Here is a 24472-nt window from a genome sequence, read left to right as displayed (position 1 = left end):
ATTCGCTTTTTTCGTACGTGGCCTGATCTAGACTGCGAATGAATCTATCAGGGAGAGCCTTCATGTCCGCGTCTACGCCACGCCGCGTCATCGCCCAGCACGCTGCGATCCGCGATGATATCGGCGATCTGACGACTCGCCGGCCGTTACCGGGTCCCGGGCTCGATCAGCTCGATCCGTTTCTGTTTCTCAACCATCACGGCCCGCAGGTCTACCCCACCAACAATCGCGGTTTGCCGTTCGGGCCACATCCACACCGGGGCTTCGAGACCGTGACCTTCATTCTCGAAGGCTCGCTGGCCCATGCCGATAGCGCCGATCATCAGAGCGTGATTCGTGCCGGTGGCGTGCAGTGGATGACGGCGGGCAGCGGCATCGTGCATGCCGAAATTTCACCGCCCGAGTTTCTGCGCGACGGGGGCCCGCTGGAGATCCTGCAGTTGTGGATCAATCTGCCGGCCAGCCTGAAGATGAGCGAACCTCGCTATGTCGGATTACAGCGAGAGTCGATTCCTGCCATTTCACTGAACGGTGGCGGAGAGCTTTGCCTGATTGCCGGTGAGCATGGCGCATCGACAGGTCCCATCGAGACGCTGACCGACGTCTTCATGTCGACGCTGTCGTTTCCTGCCGGCGCGAGCCATCGACTGACGGCGCCCAGTGGCCGCCAGGTCTTTCTTTACGTCGTCGATGGCGAGGTGACGGTGGGCGGCGCGCCGGTCAAGTCGCGGCATCTGATCGAACTGGATCGTGACGGCGATGGCGTCGAAATCGAAGCCACCACCGACGCTCGACTGCTGTTCGGTCACGCTGATGCGATCGGGGAACCGGTGGTGTCGCACGGTCCATTCGTGATGAATACCCGTGAGGAGATCGTCGAAGCGATCGACGATTACCAGGCCGGGCACTTCGGGGGTTTGGCACAGTAACCCGACACTGTTCAGCAATGGTCAGCGCTTGCTGTAGAGACGCTGCTCCCGATATCCGGGAACCTTCTGCTGCTCCTGCTCGGTTTTCTTCCAGCGCTTGTATTCCCACTGGTACTGCGCCGGGTCGAGAGCGATGGCGGACTCGACGCAGGCGTTGACGCCTGCGGCCGATGTGACTTCGTCGGTGTCGTAGACGCGGTCGTCGGCGGCGAGAAAGTGAATCGCGAAGCCACGACCATCGGGCAGACGCCTGGCGACCCCGGTCACGACACGAGCCTGAGTGCGGGCGACCAGTTTGGGTAGCAGCGTGGCGGTATAGGCGGGGCGGCCGAAGAAATCGGCAAACTCGCCGCTGCCCCAGTCGGGCTCCTGATCCGGCAGGATCCCGACGGCTTCGGCACGCTTGAGCGCCTTGAGCAAGGCGGCGACGCCACGCGGGTTGGTCGGCACCAGTTCCGCGCCCATGCGCTCGCGCCCATGGCGAATGACGGCATCGAGTTCGGCGATCTTGGGCGGCTCGTACATCGCGGTGAAGGGAAAGTGGCTGGACAGCCAGAAATTGAGCACTTCCCAGTTGCCGAAATGTGGCGCCAGCACGATCACGCCGCGATTGTCGGCGCGTGCATTGTCGAGTAGCTCGCGGCCGTGAACCTCGACGACTGACGCTTCGACGCGCGCCGGCTTGGCGATCCAGGCGAAACCCAGTTCCAGCATGGTGGCGGCGGAGTGGCGCAGGCTCTCGCGCACTCGCTCACGCCGTTGCTCGCTGCTGTCACCCGGATAGGCGACCTCGAGATTGCGCCGGGTCACATGGCGCTCGCGTCGGGAGACGGCATAGAGCACGCGGCTGGCAGCGCCTGCCAGCGACCACGTCGTTTTCAGTCGACAATGGGACAGCAGGCGCCAAAGCAGATGGATGGCGCGAGCTTGCAGACTTTCGATCATTCGTTTCTCTTCTTCAATGCGCGTCTACTTGACGGGCCGGTTACCAGAGCCAGCTATCGACCTTGTCAGGTGCCCGCTGTTCCTGCAATGCCTTGAATCCGATCACGCAACGGACGATCAGCCATACGGCCTGTAGCGCCATCAGCACGAATCCGATCAGCACGAAGGCCAGCACCCAACTGATGCAAGCGTAGAGCAGGCCGATCCAGAACGTGCGGATGTGATAGCGATAGTGTTCGTCCAGCCAGCGTGGGCCGTTACCGCGGTAGACGTAGGCGATGACGACGCCGATCACCGGGGTGATGCCGGTTATGAAGACGCCGAGCAGCAAGGCATAGACGATCATGGCCAGCGTGGTGTCCGGTCGTCTCGCTTCGGTATTGGACTCGGTGACGACGTTATCGAGCGGCGAAGGCATGAGATTCCTCTCGTCGGCGTGCGGTAGTTGTCCGCATTTTGCCGTCGAGAGGCGTCGGGTACCAGTCCGCCGAGATACGCCGAAAGAGAGCGGTAAATGGTGGGCACTACTCGATAAGCAGATTGTCTCGGTGCGGACCGGCTTTCGTTTCGACAAGGGGGGCGCGACCGCCACGCAGGATCGAGTTGCCCTCGAACAGCGTGCGCTGGTCGATGGGGGCGGGATCGAGCCAGTCGGAATCCTGCATCTGACCGCTCTTGCCGTAGACCGCGAGCGCATTTTCGTAGGTGACCTGGCGCACCACCGCCTCGGAAATACCGGATGCGAGGGCCAACCGTGCGGTCTTGGGGACGCCGAGACAGTCGGAAATTCCCCAGTCACAGGCGCTGTCGACGATGATGCGATCCCCACCATACTGTTTGAGCAGATCGACCATGCGCGCGTTGCCCATCTTGGTCGAGGGGTAGATGGAAAAGCCTGCCCAGTAACCGCGATCCAGCGTCTCACGTACCGTCTCTTCGTTATTGTGATCGATCACGACCCAGGAAGGATCCAGCCCCATCTCTTCGCACACGTCCATCGAGCGCGACGTACCGCGCTTCTTGTCGCGGTGGGGGGTATGAACCATCACGGGAAGTTCGAGCTGCCTGGCGAGCGTCAGCTGGTCGCGAAAGTACTTGTCCTCCAGCGGCGTCTGTTCGTCGTAGCCGATTTCGCCGATGGCGACGACACCTTCTTTGAGGGCGAAACGCGGCAACCACTCCATGACCCCCTCAGCCAGCGCCTCGTTGTTGGCCTCCTTGGAGTTGAGGCCGATGGTGCAGTAATGGCGGATACCGAACTGGCCGGCGCGGAAACGCTCCCAGCCGACCAGCGAAGAGAGATAGTCGACGTAAGTGCCGACGAAGGTACGAGGCTGACCGACCCAGAAGGCCGGCTCCACCAGAGCCACGATGCCGGCAGCGGCCATGGCCTCGTAGTCGTCAGTGGTGCGAGACACCATGTGGGCGTGGGGATCGATGAACATCTCAGGCGGCCTCTTTGAGGGGCAGGTGATTCCAGTCGAGACGGCCGTCCGCGACCAGTGCGGTGATATCCGGCACCGTCTGAAGCAGGTCTCGGGCGGAAGAAGTGTCGGCAGCGATCAGCGCCAGGGTGGCTGCGCCGCGCTCAATGGGCGTCCCCGACAGCGCCCGCTGCAACGCGCCGTAAGCCGATACTTGCTCCGCGAAGGGGCCGACGCAGCGCCACAGCTCCGGGCTGACCTCACGCCCGGCTGCCCAGCGTTCCTGGGCGTAATCGAGCAGAATCCTCGCCAGCTCCAAATTGGCCCGATCATCGAAACCGACGATGGGGGAAAGCCGGCTGCCGACGAACAGCGCCTTGAGTACCATATGGTTCCAGCGGTGGTCGTCGAAGTGGTCGCGCGGGTACGGATTGCGATGCACGATGGATTCGAACACGGCTCGCATATTGGAGCGCAAGCCTTCGCCCACCTCGAACGTCAGCGATTCTGGCCGGGGGTAGAGCGCCAGGCCCCGATACAGCGTGATCAGCTCACGGGCATCGGCGGTCCTGACCAGATCCTGGAACGTGGCCGAGAACGGGCGAGAGCCCTTGAACGCGAGCAGCGCAGCGACACGAGCCGCACCATCGAGACTCCAGCCATCGGGATTCCAGCCCGGGTAAGTCTGATTCGCCATCGCCAGGTCTTGAGAGGTCAGCGTCAGATCCTGCTTGCCAACGCGGCGCACCACCAGACCGAGAAACAGATGAAGATCCTTCTCGTTGCCCACTTGACTCAACAACGCGTACTGTTCGGCGAGCCAATGGGCATGTTCGGGCGACTGACGACAGACCCATTCACGCAATAACGCCAACGATGTAACAGACATGTAAGGTTTCCGAGCCGGTTGTCTTTGACGCTACTTTATCGGGTGAGGAAAAGAACCCCCAAGCTCAATTATCTGGCTAATTGAGGGTTCGCGCTGCAAAGGTTCATTGCTTTTTTCAGATGAGTTTTATGAACTCAAGGCATTCGAAATCCAAACCTTTTCTCATGATAATTTCTCAAAATAGGGCTGTATCCATCATTCCGATTGTGTGGTTGATTTCGAGCTGATATGCAGGATTTACATATCGTTTCGATGTGGTTGGAACGGTACTGATAACGTAATGCCATCGGCAGGCAGGCCATGCAAAAGACTCTGGTAATTCTCGTGGTAGGGCTGACGCCTCAACTGGTCGGCGAGCATACGCCGGCCCTGAAACGACTCTCCGCGCGTGGCGGATTGAGACCGCTGAATACCGTAACGCCGGCGGTAACCTGCAGTGTTCAAGCGACGCTATTGACCGGGTTGCCGCCAAGTGGGCACGGGGCCGTGGCCAACGGCTGGTATTTTCAGGATCTTGCCGAGGTCTGGTTCTGGCGCCAATCCAACCGGCTGGTGGCGGGCGAGAAGATCTGGGAAACCGGGAAACGAAGGAACCCCGGTTTTACCTGCGCCAAGATGTTCTGGTGGTACAACATGTATTCGACCGCCGACTGGAGTGCCACGCCGCGACCGATGTATCCCGCGGACGGCCGTAAGCTGCCCGATCATTACACCTACCCGGCGGATCTCCACGACGAACTCGACGCCAAGCTGGGCACCTTTCCCTTGTTCACCTTCTGGGGGCCGATGGCGGATATCACATCGAGCCGTTGGATCAGCGACGCGACGCGCCACGTGATGGAAACCCGCGATCCCACCCTGACGCTGAGCTACCTGCCGCATCTGGACTATAACCTTCAGCGGCTGGGGCCTGACCTTTCGCATCCCGAGCTGCAGCGTGATCTTCAGGACGTCGATGCGCTATGTGGGGAACTGATCGATGCGGCCGATCGGGAAGGTCGTCGGGTCATCGTGGTTTCCGAATACGGGATCACGCCGGTTCGCGATGCCGTTCATATCAATCGCGCGCTGCGCGAGGCGGGTCTGGTCGCGGTGCGTCGAGAGAAGGAGCGGGAACAACTCGATGCCGGTGCATCACGGGCATTTGCGGTGGCCGATCATCAAGTCGCTCACGTCTACGTCAGCGACCCGGCAGAGATTCCGAGCGTCAGGGCGCTACTCGAGGCACTCGACGGTGTGGAGGCCGTGTGGGGCGAAAACGAGAAGCGGGACAATGGCCTCGATCATCCCAACTCGGGCGCGTTGGTGGCGATCGCCGAGCCGGATCGCTGGTTCAGCTACTACTACTGGCTGGATGATGTCCGAGCCCCGGACTATGCGCGCACCGTCGACATCCATCGCAAGCCGGGATACGACCCGGTGGAGCTGTTTTTCGACCCGGCGTTGAAGTCGCCGAAACTGTCGGCAGGTTGGCGTCTCGCCAAGCGCAAGCTGGGCATGCGGCAACTGCTGGACGTCATCTCGCTCAAGGATACGACACTGGTCAAGGGCGCTCACGGACGCCTGACCGATGATCCCGACATGGGGCCGCTGGTGATCTCGTCGGAAGCTGGCCTGCTGCCCGAAGGGCCGGTCGAGGCGACGGACTTCAAGGCACTGGTATTGGCTCACGTCTTCGAAGGCGACGATGAGGATACGGCGTACCGCCGGACCGCTATCGATAACGCCAGCGCCTGACGCACGGCAAAAAAAGGCCGAACCCGCATNNATGCGGGTTCGGCCTGGTCCGTTTGGCGAAGATCGTCCTGCCACCGGCGGCGTCCGCCACCGGTTGGCGTGTGATTCAGGTCCCGGAAGTCACTCGCTGCAGTGCCAGCGTCGCGGCGAAAGCCAGGACGCCGAGCATGGCCATGGTGGTCGCTCCCATGGCGGCCATCAGCGTGGCGTCATAGAGCGAAATTGCGGCGATGAGGCCGACGACGGCGCGAGGTACGTCTCCCGGCGCCCGGCGAAACAGCCACATCAGACAGCGCGTCCCCCAGATCAGATAGCCCAGCCACAGGACCAGTGCGAGCAGCGACGGTTCGGGGCCGGTCAGCATGGCGGCCAACATGAACACGACCGGCACCGCCATGACGGCCAGTGGCCAGGTGGCGCCCAGCCGATCGTAGGCCTCCTGGCGGGCGGCGTAGGTCAGGCCGACGACATGGCAGGCCAGTCCGATCGCACCCCACAACACGGCTTCATTGAGAACGCCGGCGACCACCAGCGCGGCCGTCAGATAGGTCAGGAGCCGGCAGGCGCCCATCAACAGCGGGCTCCAGCCGATACGCTTGTGCCACCAGTCATAGCCCAGGATCGCGGCAACCAGCGCGAGTCCGGTGATCCCGGCAGAAAGGTGGCTCAGAAACAGCAGCAGGCTGCCCAGACCCAGCATCCCGACGCCCAGCAGCGTGACGGTCAGGCGGTCGATATCACCTCGCGGGATCGGACGATTGGCACGCTCGCGCGCGTCGATCTCCGCATCGCAGGCATCGTTGAGGTACATGCCGCCAAGGTAGAAGAGCGTCAGTGCCAGCAGCAACGGCCAAGCCGCGGTGGCGCTCCATAGGGCGCCAGTACCGGCCCCCGCCAGAACGACACCGGCCAGCGCATTGCTCCAGACCGTGGGCAGGTTGGAAACCCTGCCCAGCTCCAGCCAGACCTTTGACGTCAGCCCCGGTATCCGAGACCTCGCCGCTCGCTGCTCCACCTCTTCGGGCTCGATGGCGGTCAGGTCAACTGCTGCTTGACCCACGTCAGCTCTCGCGACACGGCTGCTTCCACGCTCTCGGTGCGTAGGTTCTCCGGTAATACCTGCCATGTGTAGGTCTCCACTTCCAGATGCTGCGAAATCGGTTGCTGACGGTGCAGGGCGAGAATATCGGCGAGAAACGACTGCGTGGTCTCGAACGGCGCAATGGCGTCCACGAAGATCGGGACGTGGAAGTGCACTCGCCACTCTTCACCGTCGACTCTCGCGTCGTCGGCCAGCGCCTCGGGCAGATCCGCATACCGCACCCGTCCGTCTGCGGAGTCGACCACGACCTGATGCAGATAGGTGCGCTCGCAGAACGGCACCAGCGCCTCTCGCTTCGTCGCGTCGAACTGGGGGATCCGCAGTGCCGCGCTCAGTTGCAGTTTGTGGATAAGGATGCCTGCCGTGCGCAGGGCTTCGATGCTGGCGGCCGGATCCTCGAATTCGACCGCGGCATGGCAGACGTCGTAACACACGCCCAGATGCCGCGGCAGCGCCAGTTTCGCTTCATCGCGGGTCAATCCGCAGAGCTCTCCCAGACGATCGGCGGCAGCGTCGGAGTAGAGCCAATCGCGGAAGAAAGCGACGGTTTCCTCGATGGTTTCCAGGAAGCAGTGGGGTTCGGGCTCCAGCGCGATGGCGATGGTGACCTGGGTCTTCTGGGCGAGCTTGACGCAGTGGGATGCCGCTTTCAGCAGATTGTCGGCCATCTGCGCTTCCGCACCCTCGGCCATTGGCTTGTAGGTGCCGGGAACGGTACTCAGGCTCAAGGTATCGCCAGCGGCACCGAGTTCACTCATCAGATCGGCCAGCCAGCAGGTGTAGTCGAGCCGGGCGCGCTGCTTCCAGTCGGGCTGATAGACATTCTGTTTGACCGGTATGCCGTGGAAGGGGCCGAACGGGAAGCCGTTCATGGTCACCACGCGGTAGTTCTCCCGCGCGAGGATGTCCTTGAGTTCGGCACGCGCATCGGGGGCGCGGAGCTCCTCCAGCGCCTGGGCAGACAGGCGCAGACCCACACCGAAGGTCGCCTCGGGGCAGACGGTTTCCCGCACTCGCTTGACCGGCCCGAGCAGCGCCTCGCGCACCGCTTCCCAGGTTTGAGTTGGATGAATATTGAGACAGTAGGTCAGTTGACCCAGATCATCAGGCAGCTGCATGGCGGTTCGCCTCTTCTTGCAGCCAATCGATCGCGGCTGTCATGGTGGTTTCATCGATCTCGTGAACGTCATGTCCACGCCCCAATCCGGCCAGCAACGTGACCGTCAGCTCACCGCCCAGATGTTCCTGGAACTCCTTGAGCCCCGCCAGAATGGCAAGTCGGTCGTCGTCGCCCAGCTCCATCAGCTGGGTGTGGAAGACCGGCAGACCCAGACGTTTCAACAGCCACGCGATGCGCCACTCGGCACCGGCAGGCAGCAGGCCCTTGAGTACGGAATAGCGTGCGTCCAGTGCGATACCGATGGCGACGGCTTCACCGTGACTGATGCCATGGTGAGTCAGGGCCTCGAGCTTGTGTGCCGACCAGTGGCCGTAATCCAGCGGGCGCGACGAGCCCAATTCGAACGGATCGCCACCGCGGCCGATCTGCTGCATGTGCAGCTCGGCACTGCGGCGGATCATGATCTCTTCGGTGCGCGGGTCGAACTCGGCCAGTGAATCGGCGTTGGCTTCCAGCCAGTCGAAGAATTCGCCATCGCGGATCAGTGCCACCTTGATCGCTTCGGAGATGCCGGCGAGCCTGTCGCGTCGGGAGAGCGTGCACAGGAAGTCGAAATCGTTGAGCACCGCCCAGGGTGGGGCGAAGGTGCCGATGAAGTTCTTGCAGCCCTTGAAGTTGACGGCATTCTTGACCCCGACACCGCTGTCGTTCTGAGACAGCACGGTGGTGGGTAGCCGAATCAGGCGGACGCCGCGATGGCCCATGGCTGCGGCGAGTCCGAGCGCATCCAGCACCGCGCCGCCGCCGATGACGATGACGTAGGCATGACGATCGACGCCGTAGTGCCGGATATCTTCCAGCACACCGTCGATCGTCTCCCGATTGGCCTTCACGGACTCTCCACCCGGCACGGTGATCGGTGGCGTCAGCAGTGTCATTCGGCTCGCATGAGCGGTGAAATAGGCTTCGATACGGCGGGTGAGATCCGGCCAGGTGGCGGCAATGCCCGCATCGACGTAAATCAGGCAACGGTGGTTCTTGTGGGGCTCCCGGCGCGAGATGACATCGGCCAGCAGCGTGTTGTCGGCAGAAAAGATCTCTCGCGTAAACGCCACGGGGAAGTCATACGCGACGGAAAATCGTTGCCAATGAATGTCGGTCAGGGAAGTGCGCTGGGCGGCGTCTTGCCGTATTGGCGAGCGAGACGGGGTAAAATCCGATGCATCGAAAGCGACATTGCCATCGATCGAAAACGATAAAGCGGGCCGGTTCATGAAGTTATCGCCTGCGTAAGGGGTCCGAAAACGAAAAAGCGGACCGCTTCATTAGGGGGCGATCGCGCTTGGCCTTTGGCCTAGGTTTCACGGGCTTAGCTTCGGGGTTGGACGGGGCAGGCGACAAGAATGGTTCTTTTGCTACGAAGTATTAGCAGCGTATCGAGTTTTCGAGCGTGTCGGCATTCATGAAAACGTCTCTGTCGTCGAAGAGACGGCGTTATCTGGTCATGCCGTCTCGAGGTTTTCCGCCATTATGCTCCTCGTCGTCTCCTGTCACCCTTTCAGCGGCGAGGGCGTGACATCGTCGGGAATCGGGCAGCGATAGGGCTCGCGTTGCGTGGCCTTGTCCAGCTCCTCTCGGGCCTCGGCCAAGGCAGCCGGGTTCTGCATCAGCGCAACGGCAGTACCGGCCATCACCTTGGCGGCCTGTAGCATGCCCTTGTGGCCCAGGGAACTGCGGCCTTGCGCGACGACCTGCCAGGTATGCAGGGGAGTGCCCAGCGCAAAGCAGTTGACATAGCACTGAGCCGTCGGCACCACCCAACTGACGTCGCCGACATCGGTGGATCCATACATCAGTGCGTCGCTGGCGCTGTAGGGGGCGATATCGTCGACCAGAGCCTTGCCTTCGAGCCCATCGACATACACTTCGGCGGCTGCTCCGCCGGCGCTGACGATGTTGGCGTAGGTGGTGCGCAGGTCATCGGCGCTGACCGTCGAATGGATTCGCTCGGCGTAAGCCTTTTCCTTGTCATCGTGATGCGGGGCTCCGAACGCCTCGAACCGTGACTGCATCAGCTTTTCCAGGGTGCGATTGGGGCGATAGCCGGAGCATGCCTTGTCGAACTCCATTTCGACGGTGGTTCCGGTCATCAGCGCCGCGCCCTCGGCGATCTTCTGGACACGCTCGAAGATCGCCTGAACGTCGCCCATGCGCCGGGCGCGCATCAGGTAGAGTACCTCGGCATCGGCCTGGACGACGTTGGGCGAGGCACCGCCGGTGCGAGTGATCGAGTAGTGCAGGCGCGCATCCGGCACGATGTGCTCGCGCAGATAGTTGGCGCCGACGTTCATCAGCTCCACGGCGTCCAGCGCGCTGCGGCCGAGATGAGGCGAGTTGGCAGCGTGGGCCGAGGTGCCCTTGAAGCGGAAGTAGGCCTGGATATTGGCCAGCGTCGGGGTCGAGAAGATGGCGTTGAACGCCTGCGGATGCCAGGTCAGGACAGCATCGACATCGTCGAAGGCGCCTTCGCGTACCATGAAGGTCTTGCCGGAACCGCCTTCCTCACCCGGGCAGCCGTAGAAGCGGATCGTGCCGGCGAGACCCTGTTTCGAGCGCCGTTCCTCGAGATAGTCGCGCACGCCGACGGCGCCGGCGAGCGCGGCGACGCCCAGCAGATTGTGGCCACAGCCATGGCCATTGCCATCGGGAATTAGCGGCTCCGCATCGCTCGCTTCGCCGCGCTGACTGAGTCCGGCCAGGGCGTCGTACTCGCCAAGCAGGGCAATGACCGGCTTGCCACTGCCGTAGCTGGCAACGAAGGCGGTATCGATGCCGGCGATGCCGCGCTCGACCCGAAAACCCTCGGCTTCCAGTGCGTCGCTTAGCGTCGCTGCAGAGCGGGTTTCTTCGAAACGGGTCTCGGCGAGCTCCCATACCTGATTGGCGTAATCGATGAAGCGATCGCGCTTGCTCTCGATCAGGGTGTCGAGTTGTCGGATCGTATCGTCAGTCGCATTCATATCCATGAAAAACTTTTTCCTTAAAGCGTCTCGGAAGGTCGGCGGTGAAGGGCCGGGTCGTCTGCCTGCAGTGCCAGATAGGCCAGGGTGCGAATGGCCAGCGGCAGCACGTCTTCGTCGAAATCGAAACGCTGATGGTGGTGGCCGGCAGCGAGCTCGGTACCGAATACCATGTAGGTGGCCAGCCCCCCACGTTCCCGCACGCGCTGCATCATGGTCGTGGCGTCTTCGGAGCCGGAAGGACGATTCTCGATGGGGATCACGGTGTCGATCCCGGGGAGCTCGGCGATATGCCCCCGAATGAACTCGACCAGCGCCGGGCTCGGTTCGCAGTTGCGCGCTTCGCCGGCAAGGCTGTACGCCATCTCGACGCCCTGCATCGCCGCGGCGCCGTGCAAAACATTCCGTGCCCGGCGCTGCATCTCGGCATCGATCGCGCTGGTTTCTCCCCGCGTTTCGAGCTTGAGCGTGGCCGTGCCGGGCACCACGTTGCGGCCGCTGCCAGCATTGAGCACGCCGACGTTGATGCGCGAGGCGCCGGCGCTGTGGCGCGGAATGGCATGCAGGCCAAGCGCCGCCTGGGCCGCGGCCAGCAGCGCATTGTTGCCGGCCTCCGGGTTGGCACCGGCATGGGCGGGCACGCCGGTGAAAGTGACATCGAGCTTGGTGGTGGCGAGATAGCCGTTATGACCGCAGACGACCGTTCCCTTGGCCACGCCGGTGCCGATATGGGTGGCGATGAAGATATCCACGTCATCGAGCACGCCGGCTTCGACCATCGACCGGGCGCCGCGTACGCCCTCTTCCGCGGGCTGGAAGATCAGCTTGATTCGACCGCACAATTGCGGCGTCAGATCGACGAACAGACGCGCCAGGCCGAGGCCGATGGTGGTATGACCGTCATGGCCACAGGCATGCATCATGCCGGCGTTGCAGGAGGCGAATCCCTCCCGGCTGGGCCGGTGGTCGTTGTCACTGGACTCATCGAGATCGAGCGCATCGAGATCGACGCGATAGGCCAATGTCGGCCCCGGGCGGCCGGTATCCCATTCCGCTACCACACCGGTGTAGCCGCCGGCGAGGGCCGGCAGCCAGCGTTCGACGGCGCCCTGGTCGCGGGCGCGCTCGAGTGCCCGGGCCATCACTTCCGGCTCGGGTACGCCCATGCGACTGTCGGCGTCGATCACGTCGCGGCCGACGCTGACGCCATAGCCGAGCCGGTCCAGCTCTTCCGCAACGAGAGAGGCCGTTCGGAATTCGACCCAGCCGGACTCGGCATGGCGATGGAAATCCCGTCGCCACTGGGTCAACTGCGGTATCAGGGCCTCGACCGCTGCCGTCAGCTCGGGTTTGGTCACGGTATTCATTGTGATGTTCTCCGCGTGTTGGGTGTCTTGATGCGCTTGCCCACAGTCGTGTCCTGTCGCCTCAAGAGGGCAGATAGGTGGTGATACCCGGGCCGTAGGGCAGCCCCAGCAGGTAGAACGCCGTCAGAAGAAGAATCCAGATGCTCAGAAATGCCAGGGTGTAGGGCAGCATCAGCGACATCAGCGTGCCGAGCCCGGCGTTCTTGTCGTATTTCCGGATGAAGGTGAGCACGACGATCATGTAGGGATTGAGCGGCGAGATGATGTTGGTCGAGGAGTCGGCGATGCGGTAGGCGACCTGGACGAAGGCGGGGTGATAGCCGAGCTGCATGAACATCGGTACGAATACCGGTGCCTCCAGCGCCCATTTGGCCGAGCCGCTGAAGATCAGCAGATTCATGAAGGCCGTGAAGACGATGTAGCAGAGGATGACCGGGAACCCGGTGAAGTCCATGGCGGTCAGCAGGTCGGCACCGTTGACCGCGATCCAGGTGCCGATGTGGGTCCAGTTGAACCAGGCGATGAACTGCGAGGCGGCGAAGATCAGCACGATGTAGCTGCCCAGATCGCGCATCGCCTCTGCCATGTTCTCGGACACGTCGCGCGAGCGCTTGATGCGGCCGACGGTGATGCCCCAGGTCACGCTGACCGTGATGAAGAAGAACAGGATGATCGGAATGATGCCGCTCAGGAACGGCGACGGAATCAGCTCGCCATCGGGGCCGCGCAGCGGCGAGTTCGGCCAGAAGAGGAGTGTCGCGATGGCAGCGACGTAGATCAGCGCGGCAATGCCGGCGTTGCGAAGACCGCGGCGGGCATTTGCCGGCTCGCTGCTTTCGACCTGCTCGACGTCGCCCTGATAGGTGCCGAGGCGCGGTTCGATGACACGCTCGGTGACGACGGCGGCCACGATGGTGAGCACGAACACGGAGACACAGTTGAAGTACCAGTTGTCCACGGGCGTCACCACGATGTCGGGACTGACGATGCGCGCCGCTTCGGTGGAAATGCCCGACAGCAGCGCATCGGTACCGACGATCAGCAGGTTGGCGGTGAAGCCCGCGCCGGCGCTGGCGAATCCCAGCGCCAGGCCGGCGATCGGATGGCGGCCGAGGGAGTGATAGACCATGGCGGCCAGCGGCGGCAGCAGGATCAGCGAGGCGTCGGAGGCGACGTTCATCATGATCCCGGTAAACGCCACGGTGTAAGTCACCAGCCGTTTGGGTGCCGAAAGAATGGTGTGGCGCACCAGCGTCTCCAGCAGCCCCAGCTTTTCGGCCAGGCCGATACCCAGCATCATCGACAACACCAGCCCGAGCGGCGCGAAGCCGGTGAAGTTATCGAGCATCGAGTCGAGAATGAACTGGATACCCTCGGCGGAGACCAGGCTGCGAATTGCCTCTACCTCGCCGCTGCCGGGATGTTCGACAGTGGCGCCGGCGAGGGCAAACAACACCGATGCCACCAGCACGGCGGCAGCCAGCATGACGAAGATCATGAAGGGGTCGGGAAGCCGGTTGCCGAAACGCTCGATGGCGTTCAGCAGCCGGATCGACAGCCGCGGGCGAGCGGCGTCACGGGACGCGGTCGCTTCCATGGGGAACTCCTGAGTCGGTTGTTGTAGATCGGATGAGCCGATCGAATGTTATATCGCGCTATTGCCGCGCTCGGAGCCGACGATCGATTGTGTTGTGGCGTCTGGACCTCGAGCATGTCGTCGTCATCGTCTTCAGAACGTCAGACTGAAGATCTGGATCCGGAAACCCGGGGCTGAAGTCGGGAGTCTGGTGGCGTCGACTCGTCAACAGTAGAGCCGGCTCGAGATTCGCAAAAGATGTCGATTACTTTTTGGTGATAACCTGCGGTGATCGCGCAGTGGGAGTCGCCGTATGCAGTATCCGATCAAGCTCCACCAGATTCGGGCCTTCGTCGAGGTGTCGCGCCGCGGCAGTATTCGTGCGGCAGCGCGTGAGCTGGGGCTGTCCCAACCGGGGCTGACCAAGGCGATTCGCGAGCTGGAAGAGGGATTGGGCGCGGCGCTGCTGGTGCGCACTTCCCAGGGCGTGACGCTGACCGACTCCGGGCGAGCGTTCGATCAACACGCGCATCTGATCATCGAGGAACTGCGCCGGGCGCGGGAGAACGTCGAGCAGTTGAATGGGGTGCTGCGCGGGCAGATCGTGATGGGGGCTTCGGCCACGGTCGCGCGCACGCTGCTGCCACAGGTCGTCGCGCGCTTCCGGCGGGAACTGCCCAACGTCAGGCTACGGGTGATCGAAGGCCAGTTGTCATCGATGGTGGCGGGGTTGCGCGACGGTGAGCTGGACTTCTCGATCAATACGCTCTCCAGCGGCGTGCTCGATAGCGATCTCGAGGCGCTACCGCTTTTCTCGACGCCCTTCGTCGTGGTCCTGCGACGGGACCATCCCAGAGCGGGCGCCACCCGGTTGAAGGAGTTGATCGACTGCGACTGGGTGCTGCCAACGGCACGAAGCGGCTATTACGCGGATCTCGCCGACACCCTGGAACGTCACGGTTTCTCGCGTGATCAGGTGAGCGTGGTGTGCGACTCGTTCACCACTTCGCTCAATCTGATCCAGCACAGCGAGATGGTCGGTGCGTTTGCCTCGCAGATGACCGCGCAGCATGGCATGGGCGAACTGATGGAGCTGACCCTGGATGACCCGCTGCCGCTGGCGACCTTTCACATGATCAAACGCCGTGGCGTACCGCTGACGCCGGTGGCAGCGCGGCTGGCCAAGCTGTTCGAGTACGCAAGCCGGGACGCGTGATGGCGTTTGCCGGTCTTTTCATCGAATCACGCCGACTTGCCGGCGGGTTCGGGACGTGACGGGGCTGGCGGCTCTTCTTCGACGCCGTCGAGACGATCGACGTGCCTCAGCACCGGGAAGCTCCACATCCATATCCCGACGATCGCCAATGTACCGACCGAGCCGATGACAGCTGCGGGCACGGTGCCGAACCACGACGCCGTGACGCCGGATTCGAACTCCCCGAGTTCATTGGAGGCACCGATGAACAGCATGTTGACGGCGTTGACCCGGCCGCGCATCTCGTCTGGTGTCGCGAGCTGCAACAGCGTCAGGCGCACGTAGACGCTGATCATGTCGGCGGCACCCGCGATCAGCAGGGCGCCGAACGAGAGCCAGAACCAGTGGGAGAGGGCGAACACCAGGTTGGCGATGCCGAACACCGCCACCGCGGCGAACATGATCATGCCGGCATGGCGCTTGATGGCGCGAACGCCGAGATAGAGTCCCATCAGAAACGCGCCGATGGCGATCGAGCTGCGAAGCGCGCCGAGCCCCTCCGGGCCGACATGCAGAATTTCATGGGCGTAGACCGGCAGCAGCGCAACGATCCCTCCGAACAGCACGGCGAACAGATCCAGCGAGATGACCCCGAGAATCACCGGCTTGTTGCGGATGTAATGAATGCCGGCGGTAAAACGCTGCCAGGCGGTATCGTCGGTCTGGACGCGCTCGAAGGCATAGCGTACCGGCACGCCGGCCAGCGCCAGTTGGGCGACCAGGAAGCAGGCCAGGTTGACGCTGTAGGTCAGCGTCGGGCCGAAGGCGTAAAGCAGCCCGCCCAGCATCGGGCCGCCGATGACCCCGATCTTCATGATCGACGAGTTGACGGCGATCGCCTTGCCCAACTGATCGCGCGGCACGATCTGCGGCAGCAGACTCTGCAGCGTGGGCCCGGTGAAGGCGCGGGCGGCGCCGAACAGCACCAGCACCGCGTAGAACGGTAGCGGCGAATCGGGCTGCTCCAGCGATAGCAGAATCAGCAACACGCTGCAGAGTGCCTGCGCGGCCCAACTGAGTTGCAGGATCCGCTTGCGATCGAAGCGGTCGACCACGTCGCCGGCCGGCAGCAGCAGCAGGACCATCGGTAGAAACTGCGCCAGGCCAACATAGCCCAGTGTCAGCGGATCGTGGGTGATGTCGTAGACCTGCCACGCCACCACGATCGCCTGGATCTGCATGGCGAAGACCGCGCAGAGACGGGAGGCAAGAAAGGGGACGAAACCGGGCTGGCGATAAACGGGGCTGTCGGGACTGGCGGAAGCGTCTGCGGGCATGGTGTCCTGGGCGTGAGGCAGGGAAGGGAAGAACGGACGGATTAGCGTGCTAATGGCCAAGCATACGCCGTTATGTGACAAAAAGCCGCTGGCGGCCACCCTTCGTTGGTGGCGACGTGGTTGGTATTACGGTGTTCGACGCGATGTTGACGGTAATTTTCGTTTGTCAATCAGGTGCTTTGAATAACCACCGGTAATGGTGATCCCGCCGTTGCGCCAAAACGGCGCAATGACCTATTTTAACGACGTTTTTCTGGCTTCTTTTGGCGCAACACCGGGCGTATAGTGCGCTCGCTGCTGGCTTCATGACGTTGCCTCCCTGGCGAGAGCCAACGCCATCACCGAGTCTGCGAGCACTCACACGCTTTCCTGATCGTTCGAGTCGATGTGATCCATCGCCGACTCGAATGGAACTGTCGGCGCGGTGCCTCACGCACGGGTCGCCGGCCTTATTCGATTTGCACGTTCGAGGTTCTTGGCCTTATGTCCCGGCAGTTGCTTTCCATGGCGCTGGCACCGCTACTCGGTCTTTTCATCCTGGGTATCGGTAACGGCTTTCTGGCCTCGCTGATTACCCTGCGCCTGGATGCGGCCGGTGAGTCGGTCACCACCATCGGCTGGGTTTCGGCGGCCTACTATATCGGGCTGGCCATCGGGGCGTTGTTCAACGATCGGCTGCTGCTGCGGATCGGCCATATCCGCGCCTATGCCTGCTTCGCGTCGCTGGTGGCAGTCACCGTGCTGCTGCAAGGGCTATGGCTCAACGCCGAGCTGTGGTTCACGCTGCGCCTGATCGGCGGCTGGGCGACGCTGGGCGTCTATCTGGTCATCGAGAGCTGGCTGCTGACCGCCGCCGATACGCGAGTGCGAGGCCGGCTGCTGGCGCTGTACATGATCGCGCTCTACGGCGCCGGGGTCATCGGGCAGCTGCTGCTGGGCGTGGCGGACCATGCCGGTGCCAGCCAGCCGTTCATGATCATCGCCATGCTGGCGTCGCTGTCGGTGCTGCCGCTGGGCATGATCCCGCGGGTCTCGCCGTTGATCGAGCACGCCGAACCGCTGTCGCCCTGGCGGCTGATCACGGTGACGCCGACCGGCGTGATGGGCTGTTTCGGTTCGGGACTGGCAGTATCGGCGATCTACAGCCTGCTGCCGCTCTACCTGCAGCGCAGCGGTTTCGAGGTGCAGCAGATCGGTGAAATGATGGCGATCGTGATTCTTGGCGGCATGCTGCTGCAATACCCCATCGGTCGCTGGTCGGATCGGCACGACCGTCAGATCGTGCTGATTCTGATTGGTGGAGTCCTGGCGCTATTGTGCGGCGGGGTGTTGCTGTTGCCGGATCTGCCTGGCGTGCTGGCGGCCATGCTGTTTCTGGTGGGCGGTGGCGTGTTTGCACTCTATCCGGTGGCGGTAAGCCATGCCGCCGACCGTGCGCCGGCCGGCGCGCTGGTGCGAATGAGTCAGGGTCTGCTGTTGATCAATGCGCTGGGTGCGACGCTCAGTCCGCCGCTGATCACGCCGTTGATGATTCATGTCGGCGACGCCGGGTTGTTCGTGGCGCTGTCAGGGCTGGGCGCGGTGCTGGTGGCATTTTTCGTCTGGCGCCGGAGTCGGCGTCCGGCGCCGATGCCGATGGCACCATTCACTTCCAATCCCCATCAAACGGTCGTGGGCGCCGAGCTCAGCGTGACCGACGAGCTGGTACAGGGCGCGATCGAGCACGAGCATCTGGAAGATCTGTCGCAGGTGGTGCCGGATGTGGAAACGGCGCTCCCCGATGATAGGGAGAACGACACCAGGAGCGACGGGGCCGGCGACGCCGCGACGCCCCTGGCGCAAAGACGAGACAATCCCAGCCATCGGACCTCGGCGACCGATTAGGCCGCCGGGTCGATCACCCCGCCCAATGAAGCATTGCGCCGGAACCAACCGGCGATACTGACGCGAGGCTGTCGAGTCGGCAGCACTTCATGCGGAATGCGATCAGAGAGAAAGCAGGCAAAGGTCCCGGCGTCGGGGGGAACGCGCGCCACCTCGCGTTCGGTCTCGTGTTCGTCGTAGAGCACCATTTCACCGCCACCGTCGACCGGCCAGTCCGGGTTGAGGTAAAGCACCGTCGAAATGATGCGATTGGCGCGACCGCGAAAGCTGTCGTAGTGCTTGCGGTAGAACGCCCCGGGCGGATAGTGGGCGAAGTGAGCCTCGAATTCGAACAGTCCGGCGTAGAGCGCGAGGTTGATCTGCTGCTGGAGTTCGCTCATCAGCGCGAGGTAACGCCGTTGCGCCAGGCTCTCCCGATCCAGCCAGTGGATGGCGTCGCCGCGAATGTCGCGCCTCAGCGTGCGTTCGTCCCCGCGACCGATGGCTGCTTCCTGAAGCGCCGCCCGCTGATGCAACAGCTGCAGTTCGTCCAGCAACTCCTGACATAGTCCGGCACCGAGAAAGCGCTCGCCGACATACCAGCCGCGCTCTACCAGCCCGTCGATCAACGCGGGTAGTTGGGTACTGTCCCAGAAGGCGTGATGGGCATCTCGAGGTGTCATGAAGCCCTCACTTGAGAACCTTGCCGGATTGGTCGGAACGCGCCGCGGTCTGGCGCCGGCGCTGCGGGTGATAGCGCAGCTCTCCCTGCTCGGGTTTGCGGTCCAGCGCGATGTCGCTTTCGAACCCGACGGCCAGCAGCTCGACCAGCATCATGGCCGACAATCCCCAGATCACGCGGCCCTCGAAAGGGTAACTGGGAACATACCAGGACCGGTCGTCGACGGGGATGACATCGGTGTGGCTGCGGCGATCATCGATGAAAAGACGCAGCGGTACCTCGAAGATCGTCTCGATTTCCCCCGGCTCGGCCACCAGCGACAGATCGGGGGCGATCAGCCCGACGTATGGCGTCACACGCAGACCGTAGAGCGAGATGACGTCACTCAGCCGGCCGATGATCTCGACCTGCGCGGGTGCGAGGGCGATCTCCTCCTGCGTTTCCCGCAGCGCAGTGGCGAGCAGATCGATATCCTCGGGCTCACGCTTGCCCCCCGGAAAGGCGACCTGTCCGGCGTGCTGGGAGAGATGAGCCGTGCGCTGGGTGAACAGCAGCGTGGGCTCGGGCCGAGCGACGATGGGTAGCAGAACCGCCGCCTGAGGATAGGCATTGTTCAAACGACGCGGGCGATGTGCTTGCAGGCGTTCACGGACTTTCTCTAACATGCATTTTGACTCTAGCTTTCGACCCTGGCTTTCGACCTTGAACGGTCCGGCGTGCCGATCCACGGCGACCGGCGGCTCCCGCGAAATCTCGAATCCCGCTCCCGTGAAACCGAGGCGCTCTGAACCGAGACTCTATGAATTACTGTAGCCACTGCGGCCATACCGTGCGTTTTGCGATTCCCGATGGTGACGATCGTCCCCGGTTTCTGTGTGATGCCTGTGGCACCGTCCATTACCAGAATCCGCGCATCGTGGCTGGTACGCTACCGGTCGCCGGAGAGCGTATCCTGTTGTGTCGACGCGCCATTTCGCCGCGCAAGGGGTTCTGGACCCTGCCGGCGGGTTTCATGGAAAACGCCGAAACCGTCCAGGAGGCCGCGCTGAGGGAGACTCGCGAGGAGGCTCGCGCTGTCGTCGACGATCCGACACTGTATACCCTGATCAGTTTGCCGCACATCAATCAGGTCTACATGATTTTTCTCGGTGATCTCGATGGCGATTTCGCGGCCGGCCCGGAAAGTCTCGAGGTCGAGCTGTTCGAAGAGTCGCAGATTCCGTGGGATGAACTCGCGTTTCCGACCATCGAGCGCACGCTGCGACACTTCTTCGACGATCGCCGTCGGGGCACTTTCGAACTGCACCTTAGCCAGATTGGCCAGGAAGAACGCGAACGCTTTTTCGGTTCCGCTTGAGCGCGGCCGGCCATCAGCGCTCGTCGAATCGGCCTTTCGGCAGCGACGCCAGACTGCTCAGCGGCCAGACGTCGAAGGCCGGCTCCTCGTAGGGGTGCGCATCGATCAACGCTGCGATCGCCGCGCGGATTCGATCGTCCGCGCAGACCAGTTCGACCCGATACTCTTCGACACTTTCCAGCCTGCCGGCGGCACCGATGTGCGGCTGCGCCCCTGCGAGTGGCCGAAACTGGCCCTGGCCGCGCAGCTGGAAACAGCACGCCTCGTAATCCCCGATGCGGCCGGCACCGCTGGCGAAGACCGCGGATTTGACGCTTTCCAGGTGGGATTCGGGAACGAAGAACGCCAGTTTGTACATGAGGATCCTCCGATTCGGATTCTGTCGTGACGGTGGGCCGCGTGCGGCGATGATGGCATAATGAGCCCGCTCCGACAGCGGGCCTGCCTCCCTTTTTCCGGGTAGGTGCGCTGTCTGGAACGAAACTGTTCAGGAAGAACTGTTCGAAATGAAACGTGCCGACCGGAAGCCTTGGCGATGTGGAAATGGGTCATTGTAGTACTGGTTGTCATGCTGGGGCTGATGCAGTACCGGCTTTGGTTCGGCGAGGGCGGCATTCGAGAATTCAACGACATCCAGGCGCGCGCCGATACCCTGGAGGGTAATACCGATACGCTCAAGGCGCGCAATGATCGTCTGGCCGCCGAGGTCGTCGATCTCAAGAACGGTCTCGATGCCATCGAGGAGCGCGCGCGCAGCGATATCGGCATGGTTCGCCAGGACGAGCAGTTCTTCTGGGTGCCCGGTGTCGACGATTCCGGTGATGGACCCGCCGCCCGTACGGGAGTCGTGCAGCCATGACGCTATGGTTGATCGTACCTGCCGCCGGGCGTGGCCAGCGCATGCAGGCCGACCGCCCCAAGCAATACCTGATGCTCCAGGGAAAAAGCGTGCTGGCCCGCACGCTCGAGCGCCTGCATCAGGCGTTTCCCGAGGCCGTTCTGCGGCTGTGTCTCGACCCCGACGACGAGTATTTCGATCCTGCGGACGTGCCTTTCGAGGCGTGGCAGCGTGTCGGCGGCGGTGATGAACGTGCCGACACGGTAGGCCGTGCGCTGTCGACACTGGTGGAGCAGGCGGCGGACGACGATTGGGTGCTGGTGCATGACGCCGCCCGACCCTGCGTGCGGCTCCAGGATCTGCAGGCGCTGCGCGAAGCGCTCGAAGACGAGGCGATCGGCGCGCTGCTGGCGACGCCGGCGGCCGATACCATGAAGCGCGCCGACGCCCGCGGTCGCGTCAGCCACACCGAACCGCGCGATGGTCTCTGGCACGCGCTGACGCCGCAGGTATTCCGCTTCGATCTACTCCGTCAGGCGCTCGACGCGGCGCTGGCCACCGGCATGACGGTGACCGATGAAGCCTCGGCGATCGAAGCCATGGGGCTGGCACCCAGACTCGTCGCCGGTAGCCGCGACAATCTCAAGATCACCCATCCCGAGGATCTGGCCATGGCCGCACGAATTCTGGCCGTGCAGCGGGAATCGGCAACGCATGTCGGCGGGCAAGGAGTGGAAGCATGAGTGTCAGAATCGGACATGGTTTCGACGTGCACCGCTTCGGTGACGGCGACCATCTGATGATTGGCGGGGTCCGCTTGCCGTTCGATCGCGGTTTCGTCGCCCACTCCGACGGCGACGTGCTTTTACATGCCGTCAGCGATGCGTTGCTGGGCGCCTGTGCGCTGGGCGACATCGGTCGTCACTTTCCGGATACCGACCCGGCCTGGAAAGGTGCCGACAGTCGGGCGCTGCTGCGCCACGTCGTCGGGCTGGTGCATGACGCCGGCTATCGAATCGGCAATCTCGATGCCACGCTGATGGCACAGGCGCCGCGCATGGCCGAATGGATTCCGGGGATGCGCGAGACGATCGCGGCCGATCTTGACGTCGAGCTGGGCGCGGTCAACGTCAAGGCGACGACGACCGAGCGCCTCGGCTTCACCGGGCGTGGTGAAGGTATCGCCGCGGAAGCGGTGGCGCTGCTGATCGCGAGCGGCGAATGAGCGATCCGGCGCCGCCAACCGTCGATTCGTGGCCGCCGAACTGGTGCTACGTCGCGGGCATGCCGACCGTCGCCGGTGACTATCGCCAGCGGGCCGAGGATTTCCAGGTCGAGGAGCAGTTCGATTTCACGCCGGAAGGGCAGGGCGAGCATCTGTGGCTGTGGCTGGAAAAGCGCGGGTCGACCACGCCGGATCTGGCGCGTCTGCTGGCTCGGGCGGTCGACATCCCGGTGCGGGACGTGGGTTTCAGTGGTCTCAAGGATCGCGATGCGGTCACGCGTCAGTGGTTCTCGCTGGCGCTGCCCGGTCGCGAACCGCCGCCGGGCTGGAAGGCGGGGCTGGCCGAGCGCCATGTCGAGTGTCTCGAAGCGGTTCGGCATCCGCGTAAGCTGAAACGCGGCGTGCATCGGGCCAATCGGTTCCGTCTTAGAATCCAGGGCGAAGCGATTGCCTCTTCGGCTACGCGAGAGCGCTGGGATCGACTGGTTGCCGACGGCGTGCCCAACTATTTCGGCCCGCAGCGTTTTGGCCCCGCCGGACGCAATCTGCATCGCGCCCGCCAGCTGCTGGCTCGTGGCTGGCGCAAACGCCAGGATCCGCAGGGGCTGCTGTTATCCACGGCGCGCAGCTATCTTTTCAACGCGGTGCTGTCGGCTCGGGTAGCCGATGGCAGCTGGTGCGTGCCGCAGCCTGGCGACGTACTGAATCTGGATGGCACCGCGAGCCGCTTTGCCTGCGAGACGATCGATCAGCAGCTGCTGGCCAGAGCGCAGGCCGGTGACCTGCATCCGACCGGGCCGCTGTGGGGAAAGGGCCGGCTGGAGAGCCTTGCCGACGTCGCCGGGCGGGAAACGGCCATCGCGACCGGCTTTGCCGAATTGGCTGACGGTCTCATCCAGGCCGGGGTACGTCAGGATCGGAGGTCGCTTCGGCTGCGGCTTGCCGACGCCAGCTGGGAAGCCGCGGATGATGCGGTCTGGCTCTCCTTCTCGTTACCGCGAGGTGCCTTTGCCACGTCGGTGCTGCGAGAGCTGTTTCAGCATCCGTCGCTGATCTGACGCCGCCGATTTCGGCAACTCATCATGAGGATCAAGAGATGCGCAGACTGTTGTTGTCCAACGACGACGGCGTCCATGCTCCAGGATTGAGGGCTCTGGCGCGAGCTCTCGAAAGCTACTCGCGGCTGCGAGTGGTGGCGCCGGATCGTGACATGAGCGGTGCCAGCAATTCGCTGACGCTGACACGACCGTTGGCGTTGACCGCACTGGACAATGGGTTCTACAGCGTCGACGGCACGCCGGCTGACTGCGTCTATCTGGGTGTCAACGGCGTGTGGGAAGAGAAACCCGATCTGGTGATCTCCGGGATCAATCATGGCGGCAACCTGGGTGACGACGTGCTCTACTCGGGCACCGTCGCGGCGGCCATGGAAGGACGCAATCTAGGCATGGCAGCAGTGGCCATTTCGCTCTGCGGGCAGCGCCACTTCGAGACCGCCGGACGCGTTGCAGCGAGTCTCGTCGGCGCGGCGGAGGCGCTGTCGCTGCCGCCTCGCAGTCTGCTCAATGTCAACGTGCCGGATCTGCCGTGGGGCGACATTCGCGGCTTCCGGGTGACGCGTCTGGGGTATCGCGGTCCGGCTTCGCAGCCGATACACGTCAAGGATCCACGCGGGCGTGACCGCTACTGGATCGCGGCGGTCTCGGAAAATGCCGATGACGGTCCCGATACCGATTTCGCGGCGATCGAGGCGGGCTTCGTCTCGATCACGCCGCTGCAAACCGATCTGACCCGTCACGAGACGCTAAACGACGTACAGGGCTGGCTGGATGGACTGTCACACGCCTGAAGAGCTGAGCGGCGTCG

The 24472-nt window shown here is 63.3% G+C and carries 24 protein-coding genes; 10 read left to right on the top strand and 14 right to left on the bottom strand.

Annotation, left to right across the window (positions count from 1 at the left end):
* The first annotated feature begins 62 nt into the window (after positions 1 to 62).
* On the top strand, positions 63 to 929 hold the full coding sequence (locus tag DOM36_RS17525) for a pirin family protein (protein WP_110643847.1): 867 nt from the start codon (positions 63 to 65) through the stop codon (positions 927 to 929).
* Positions 930 to 950: 21 nt separating this feature from the next.
* On the opposite strand, the gene DOM36_RS17520 is transcribed toward DOM36_RS17525, so the two are convergent.
* The 4 genes from DOM36_RS17520 to DOM36_RS17505 form a co-directional block, all read right to left on the bottom strand.
* Positions 951 to 1874 carry a lysophospholipid acyltransferase family protein gene (locus tag DOM36_RS17520; protein ID WP_075571267.1) on the bottom strand — a complete coding sequence of 308 codons (924 nt, stop codon included), beginning with the start codon at positions 1872 to 1874 and terminating at the stop codon, positions 951 to 953.
* Between the two features lie 40 nt (positions 1875 to 1914).
* Positions 1915 to 2292, bottom strand: coding sequence for a DUF4870 domain-containing protein (locus DOM36_RS17515; RefSeq protein ID WP_110643846.1), 378 nt, complete (start codon positions 2290 to 2292; stop codon positions 1915 to 1917).
* A gap of 106 nt (positions 2293 to 2398) precedes the next feature.
* Positions 2399 to 3319 (bottom strand): TatD family hydrolase, encoded by a 921-nt coding sequence (locus tag DOM36_RS17510; RefSeq protein ID WP_110643845.1) that lies wholly within the window; start codon positions 3317 to 3319, stop codon positions 2399 to 2401.
* A 1-nt stretch (position 3320) separates the two neighbouring features.
* On the bottom strand, positions 3321 to 4187 hold the full coding sequence (locus tag DOM36_RS17505; protein WP_157958671.1) for an EboA domain-containing protein: 867 nt from the start codon (positions 4185 to 4187) through the stop codon (positions 3321 to 3323).
* A gap of 300 nt (positions 4188 to 4487) precedes the next feature.
* Here DOM36_RS17505 and DOM36_RS17500 point away from each other — a divergent pair, with 300 nt between their 5' ends.
* Positions 4488 to 5924, top strand: a complete 1437-nt coding sequence (locus tag DOM36_RS17500; RefSeq protein ID WP_075571263.1) for a nucleotide pyrophosphatase/phosphodiesterase family protein — start codon at positions 4488 to 4490, stop codon at positions 5922 to 5924.
* Positions 5925 to 6030: 106 nt separating this feature from the next.
* Here the strand turns inward: DOM36_RS17500 and DOM36_RS17495 are convergent, their stop codons facing one another.
* The 6 genes from DOM36_RS17495 to DOM36_RS17470 form a co-directional block, all read right to left on the bottom strand.
* A complete protein-coding gene (locus DOM36_RS17495; protein WP_198651318.1) occupies positions 6031 to 6984 on the bottom strand; it encodes a UbiA family prenyltransferase in 954 nt (317 codons plus the stop codon).
* Positions 6960 to 8144 (bottom strand): metabolite traffic protein EboE, encoded by a 1185-nt coding sequence (eboE, locus tag DOM36_RS17490; protein ID WP_110643843.1) that lies wholly within the window; start codon positions 8142 to 8144, stop codon positions 6960 to 6962. Before eboE ends, DOM36_RS17495 begins: the two co-directional genes overlap by 25 nt.
* On the bottom strand, positions 8131 to 9261 hold the full coding sequence (locus DOM36_RS17485; protein ID WP_232823909.1) for a 3-dehydroquinate synthase: 1131 nt from the start codon (positions 9259 to 9261) through the stop codon (positions 8131 to 8133). Before DOM36_RS17485 ends, eboE begins: the two co-directional genes overlap by 14 nt.
* 435 nt (positions 9262 to 9696) lie before the next feature.
* Positions 9697 to 11172, bottom strand: a complete 1476-nt coding sequence (locus DOM36_RS17480; RefSeq protein WP_280952810.1) for a M20 family metallopeptidase — start codon at positions 11170 to 11172, stop codon at positions 9697 to 9699.
* Positions 11173 to 11186: 14 nt separating this feature from the next.
* Complete coding sequence (locus tag DOM36_RS17475) at positions 11187 to 12533, bottom strand: amidohydrolase (protein WP_075571261.1); 1347 nt, start codon at positions 12531 to 12533, stop codon at positions 11187 to 11189.
* 61 nt (positions 12534 to 12594) lie between these two features.
* Complete coding sequence (locus tag DOM36_RS17470; protein WP_110643841.1) at positions 12595 to 14130, bottom strand: AbgT family transporter; 1536 nt, start codon at positions 14128 to 14130, stop codon at positions 12595 to 12597.
* A 292-nt stretch (positions 14131 to 14422) separates the two neighbouring features.
* Here DOM36_RS17470 and DOM36_RS17465 point away from each other — a divergent pair, with 292 nt between their 5' ends.
* Complete coding sequence (locus tag DOM36_RS17465; protein WP_110643840.1) at positions 14423 to 15325, top strand: LysR substrate-binding domain-containing protein; 903 nt, start codon at positions 14423 to 14425, stop codon at positions 15323 to 15325.
* A gap of 26 nt (positions 15326 to 15351) precedes the next feature.
* Here the strand turns inward: DOM36_RS17465 and DOM36_RS17460 are convergent, their stop codons facing one another.
* Complete coding sequence (locus tag DOM36_RS17460) at positions 15352 to 16641, bottom strand: MFS transporter (RefSeq protein WP_110643839.1); 1290 nt, start codon at positions 16639 to 16641, stop codon at positions 15352 to 15354.
* A 483-nt stretch (positions 16642 to 17124) separates the two neighbouring features.
* Here DOM36_RS17460 and DOM36_RS17455 point away from each other — a divergent pair, with 483 nt between their 5' ends.
* Positions 17125 to 18525, top strand: coding sequence for an MFS transporter (locus DOM36_RS17455; RefSeq protein ID WP_083941960.1), 1401 nt, complete (start codon positions 17125 to 17127; stop codon positions 18523 to 18525).
* Here the strand turns inward: DOM36_RS17455 and DOM36_RS17450 are convergent.
* Positions 18522 to 19187 carry a 2OG-Fe(II) oxygenase gene (locus DOM36_RS17450; RefSeq protein ID WP_110643838.1) on the bottom strand — a complete coding sequence of 222 codons (666 nt, stop codon included), beginning with the start codon at positions 19185 to 19187 and terminating at the stop codon, positions 18522 to 18524. The genes DOM36_RS17455 and DOM36_RS17450 overlap by 4 nt on opposite strands.
* Positions 19188 to 19194: 7 nt before the next feature.
* Complete coding sequence (locus DOM36_RS17445) at positions 19195 to 19851, bottom strand: CoA pyrophosphatase (RefSeq protein WP_075571257.1); 657 nt, start codon at positions 19849 to 19851, stop codon at positions 19195 to 19197.
* Positions 19852 to 19985: 134 nt separating this feature from the next.
* Between DOM36_RS17445 and DOM36_RS17440 the strand changes: the two genes are divergently transcribed.
* A complete protein-coding gene (locus DOM36_RS17440) occupies positions 19986 to 20543 on the top strand; it encodes an NUDIX hydrolase (protein WP_110643837.1) in 558 nt (185 codons plus the stop codon).
* Positions 20544 to 20556: 13 nt separating this feature from the next.
* On the opposite strand, the gene DOM36_RS17435 is transcribed toward DOM36_RS17440, so the two are convergent.
* On the bottom strand, positions 20557 to 20901 hold the full coding sequence (locus DOM36_RS17435) for a YqfO family protein (protein ID WP_110643836.1): 345 nt from the start codon (positions 20899 to 20901) through the stop codon (positions 20557 to 20559).
* Positions 20902 to 21078: 177 nt separating this feature from the next.
* Here DOM36_RS17435 and ftsB point away from each other — a divergent pair, with 177 nt between their 5' ends.
* Genes ftsB through surE form a run of 5 tightly spaced genes read left to right on the top strand, consistent with a single transcriptional unit; the run spans position 21079 to position 24455 of the window.
* Positions 21079 to 21402: a cell division protein FtsB gene (ftsB, locus tag DOM36_RS17430; protein WP_075571254.1), complete on the top strand. Its 324-nt coding sequence runs from the start codon at positions 21079 to 21081 to the stop codon at positions 21400 to 21402.
* Entirely contained in the window at positions 21399 to 22124 is a 726-nt protein-coding gene (ispD, locus tag DOM36_RS17425) for a 2-C-methyl-D-erythritol 4-phosphate cytidylyltransferase (RefSeq protein ID WP_110643835.1), read from the top strand. The genes ftsB and ispD overlap by 4 nt, the downstream gene beginning before the upstream one ends.
* Positions 22121 to 22606 carry a 2-C-methyl-D-erythritol 2,4-cyclodiphosphate synthase gene (ispF, locus tag DOM36_RS17420; RefSeq protein ID WP_075571252.1) on the top strand — a complete coding sequence of 162 codons (486 nt, stop codon included), beginning with the start codon at positions 22121 to 22123 and terminating at the stop codon, positions 22604 to 22606. The genes ispD and ispF overlap by 4 nt, the downstream gene beginning before the upstream one ends.
* Complete coding sequence (locus tag DOM36_RS17415; protein ID WP_280952809.1) at positions 22603 to 23664, top strand: tRNA pseudouridine(13) synthase TruD; 1062 nt, start codon at positions 22603 to 22605, stop codon at positions 23662 to 23664. The genes ispF and DOM36_RS17415 overlap by 4 nt, the downstream gene beginning before the upstream one ends.
* Positions 23665 to 23702: 38 nt before the next feature.
* Entirely contained in the window at positions 23703 to 24455 is a 753-nt protein-coding gene (gene surE, locus DOM36_RS17410; RefSeq protein ID WP_075571251.1) for a 5'/3'-nucleotidase SurE, read from the top strand.
* Positions 24456 to 24472: the final 17 nt, after the last annotated feature.

Source organism: Salinicola sp. CPA57, from assembly GCF_003206035.1.
Classification (GTDB): Bacteria; Pseudomonadota; Gammaproteobacteria; order Pseudomonadales; family Halomonadaceae; genus Salinicola; species Salinicola socius.
Note: the sequence above shows the minus strand (reverse complement) of the source record. Positions and strands in the feature narration are given on the sequence as shown.